The organism is Mesorhizobium sp. M4B.F.Ca.ET.017.02.2.1 (assembly GCF_003998955.1).
GTDB classification, from domain to species: domain Bacteria; phylum Pseudomonadota; class Alphaproteobacteria; order Rhizobiales; family Rhizobiaceae; genus Mesorhizobium; species Mesorhizobium abyssinicae.
The window spans coordinates 1-3,691 of the sequence record NZ_RZOF01000475.1 but is presented as its reverse complement, the minus strand read 5'-3'; the positions used below and the strand labels follow the sequence as shown (position 1 = coordinate 3,691).

Annotated in this window: 5 protein-coding genes and 1 pseudogene; all 6 read right to left on the bottom strand. The window is 66.5% G+C overall.

Annotated elements, in window-relative coordinates:
• Positions 1-221 (bottom strand): annotated as a pseudogene (locus EN738_RS32250) (anti-sigma factor); the annotation flags it as partial.
• Complete coding sequence (locus tag EN738_RS32245; RefSeq protein ID WP_127287106.1) at positions 218-757, bottom strand: sigma-70 family RNA polymerase sigma factor; 540 nt, start codon at positions 755-757, stop codon at positions 218-220. The pseudogene EN738_RS32250 and the gene EN738_RS32245, both read right to left, overlap by 4 nt.
• 46 nt (positions 758-803) lie before the next feature.
• Positions 804-1,148, bottom strand: coding sequence for a cupredoxin family copper-binding protein (locus EN738_RS32240; RefSeq protein WP_127287105.1), 345 nt, complete (start codon positions 1,146-1,148; stop codon positions 804-806).
• 18 nt (positions 1,149-1,166) lie between these two features.
• The gene (locus tag EN738_RS32235) at positions 1,167-2,123 is read right to left on the bottom strand and encodes a metallophosphoesterase (protein ID WP_127287104.1); all 957 of its coding nucleotides are present in this window, start codon (positions 2,121-2,123) and stop codon (positions 1,167-1,169) included.
• A gap of 110 nt (positions 2,124-2,233) precedes the next feature.
• Positions 2,234-3,409 carry an aminotransferase class V-fold PLP-dependent enzyme gene (locus tag EN738_RS32230; protein ID WP_245494837.1) on the bottom strand — a complete coding sequence of 392 codons (1,176 nt, stop codon included), beginning with the start codon at positions 3,407-3,409 and terminating at the stop codon, positions 2,234-2,236.
• A 42-nt stretch (positions 3,410-3,451) separates the two neighbouring features.
• Positions 3,452-3,691, bottom strand: a 240-nt coding sequence (locus EN738_RS32225) for a RidA family protein (RefSeq protein WP_145966999.1), incomplete at its 5' end; no start/stop codon positions are given.

The window sequence follows — 3,691 nt, the reverse complement described above, 5'->3', positions numbered from 1 at the left end:
CGGGCCCGAAAGGCATCGCTGACATCGGGACGCGGCAAGCGGCTGACCGCCGCTTGCAACGCGACGATGCGGGCATGCTCGGCGGCAAGCGCCGGGTCGGCGGCGATGCGCCGCTCCACGGCCAACGCCGCTGCCGCATCAAGTTCGCCATCCACCAGGGCATGGATCATCAGCCTGATACCTTCCGGATCGTTGGGCAGTCCGTCGTCATGTCCGGTCATGGCGCTCTCCCCAGTTCAGACACAAGCAGGCCGCGGGCGCGCGCCAGCCGCGACATCACGGTGCCGATCGGCACGCCGAGCATGGCCGCTATCTCGCGGTAGCTCAGGCCATTGATGTCGCGCAGCACCAGCGTCTCGCGGAACGGCTGCGCCAGTGCCGCTATCGCCGCCCCAAGTGCCGCCGTATCGGCCTTGGCGATGAGGCTCGCCTCGAGACCATTGTCATCCGGCAGGCCGGCGCCATGCGCCGCCGCCATCTCGTCGAGATCGCCGAGGTCGCCGACGGCGATCGTGCCGCGCGGCCGCTTGCGCGACATCCAGCTGTAGGCGGTGTTGCGCACGATGGTCAGCAGCCAGGCGCGGGCGTTGCCGCCGGCGTAGCCGGCAATGCCGGCATGCGCCTTGAGGCAGGCTTCCTGCACCACATCCTCGGCGTCTGCGGCGTTGCCGGTCAGCCAGCGGGCGAGCGCAAGCGCGTCGCCGAGATGGGGCAGCACCACCGCGCCGAAGCGCTCGGCCAGGGCCTTTTCGCTCAACACCGCACCATTGTCCGGCACCCCGGGCTGGGTCCGCCGCGCGCCTTCAGGGAGCGACGGTGATCCTGCCCTGCATGTGCGGGTGAAGCCCGCAGAAATAGGCAAAATCGCCTGCTTTGGTGAAGGTGAATTCATATGTGTCACCGGTGTCAAGCGCCTTGGAGCGGAAGGAGGAATCGTTGGCGACGACCAGATGCGGGATGTCGTCGTCGTTGCGGAAGGTCACAGTGGTGCCGGGCTTGATCGTCAGCACCGGCGGCGTGAAGGCGAAGTTCTCGATCTTGACCATCGGCGCGTCCGCCGCGCTGAGCGGCTGGGAGGTCGCCGCGGTCAGGGCGAAGGCGGTCAGCATAGCGGCCATGTGCCGGGCCGGAAGGCGTATGCAGATCATGGTGGGTTCCTTTGCCGTTCAGGCGTTGGCCAGTGTCGAATCGATGATGGCGAGGTCCTGGCCGCCTTGCTTGACCATGACCCGGCTGGTGCCGAGCAGGCTGCGCAACTGGCCGGCCGGCACCGTCATCGGTCTGGGCGAGGCAGCGGTGCCGGGCGCTGGCTGCGGAAAAGCGGTCGAGCGCGCGGTGTGGAAGGTGACGTTGCCTTCCACCTTCTGCATGATCTGATGGATGTGGCCGTTGAGCACGGTGACCGAGCCGAAGCGCTTGAGCAGGCCGAGTGCTTGCGCCGCGTCCTCGGTGCCCCAGCCCCATTCTGGATAGACCGCCCACAGCGGAATATGGGCGAAGACGACGACCGGCGTCGAGGCGCTGACGGCCTTCAAATCGTCCGCCAACCAAGCCAATTGCTCGGCGCCGAGATTGCCGAGCCCGCCGGCTTTCAAGTTGACGACATTGACGAGGGCCACGAAATGCACGCCGTTCTGGTCGAACGAGTACCAGCCGGCGCCTTTCGTGCCCTTGCCGTAGCGTTCGAGATAGGCCTGGCCGTTGCCCTCGTCGATCAGGTCGTGTTCGCCAGGCACATAGTGAACGTCGAAGCCGGCGCCGCCGATGATCTGGGCGGCATTGTCGAACTGCGCCGCCTTGGAAAGATGGGTGATGTCGCCGGTGTGGATCATGAAGGCGGGCTTTTGCTGCAGCGCCTGGATCTTGCCCATCGCTTCCTTCAGCGTGTCGATGGCATGCGGATTGGCCGCTTTGTCGAAGCCGATATGGCTGTCGGAGATCTGCAGGAAGGTGAAGCCGGTGGCCATGGCCTCGGCGGCTTGAGCAGCCCCGAGCAGGTTGAGCGATATGGGCACGCCGCCCGAAATCGTCCACAGCACGCCGGTGCCGGCCCAGATCATGCATTCCAGCGCATGGCGGCGGCTGATGCCGTCGCCGCCGTCGTCATCGTGGTGATGGGTCATGTCGGTCTCCTCAACGCCCGAAGCGGCGTATGTCGAGGAGACCCGTCATGCCGGCGGTTTATTCCCGCCCGGCGAAAACCCGGCCGTTCACACTGTCGTGATCAGGAATGCTAGTCCGGCCAGCGCAAGGCACCGGCTGAATCCTTGCGCGCCACCTTCATGGCATCCGCAGGACGCTCCTTTGCCGCCAGCACGGCGCGCAGGCGCTCGGCGACGATCTCGGCCTCGCCGGGATGGAGATTGCAGGGATCGAGGAAGAAATGGCCGCGCTCGACCTCGTGGTTGCGCACGATGATCGGCGGTGAGCCGGCGGCCAGCGCCGAGGCGAGGCCGGCGGCGGTGAAGCGGCTTTCGGGCGCGACGAATATCTGCAGGCGGTCGAGCGGATTGGCGGTCGGATCGGGGATGATGCGCGCGACGATGCCGGGCAGGCCCTGCAGCGCGTCCTTCCACAGGTTGAGCGCCGCTTCCTCGCGCTTGCGGATGCCGGCATGGTCACGCTTCTCCCAGGCTTCGAGCGCGGCCATCGTGCCGGCGATGCTTTCCTTGCCGACCTTCATGGCTCGCGCCACGCCGCGGTTCTGCAGATAGGCGGCGCGCACCAGGTCCTTGCGGCCGGTGACGATGCCGCTGGTCGGGCCGGAGAGGAATTTGTGGCCGCTATAGACGACGATGTCGGCGCCGCGCGCGAGGAAGCTGCGCAGATCATATTCCGAGGCGGCGTCGACGATCACCGGCACGCCCTTGGCGTGGCAGATCTCGCAGAACTCCTCCAGCGACAGCATGCCGTACTGCACCGTGTGGTGGGCGACGACGTAGAGGGCGGCGGCCGTGCGCTCGTTGATCGCCTCGCGTACATGATAGTCCTGCGTGACGCTGACGGTGCCCGCCGGCACGACCCTGGCGCCGGCCAGCCGGATCGACTGGTCGATCGGCGCGCCGTAGTTGACGATGTGGCCGAGCTGGATGACGACCTCGGACTTCAGCCCTTCCGTGTCGTCGGGCAGCCGCTCGATCGCCAGAAGGTTGGTGCCGGTCATCGCGCCGGCGATCGCCATGGTGATGCCTGAAGCGCAGCAGGCGGTGATGAATCCGGCCTCGCCGCCCGTCAGCCGCGCGACGACCGTGCTGGCAGCGCGCTGCAGGTCGTCCATCTCCACCCATTGCGAGGCGATCTCCGCCATCGCCGCGATCGCTTCCGGAACGATGATCGAGGCGCCGAGCGTCGTCATCGTGCCGGAGACGTTGATGATCGGGCGCAGGCCGAGCCGTTCGCGGATTGTCATGTTGGAGATCGTCATCTTCTGGAATCCCGTATTGAAAAGACTTCAGGCGGCGATTTCGACCACCGCCTCGATTTCGACCGTGATGTTGCCCGGCAGCGAGCCGACGCCGATCGCAGAGCGGGCATGTCCGCCGATCTTATCAAAGACGTCGGCGAAAAGATCGGAGCAGCCATTGACCACCTTGGGATGGTCGCTGAAGGTCGGCGTGGCGTTGACGAAGCCGAGCAGTTTCACCACGCGCACGATGCGGCCGAGGTCGCCGGCAGCGGCATGCATGACGGC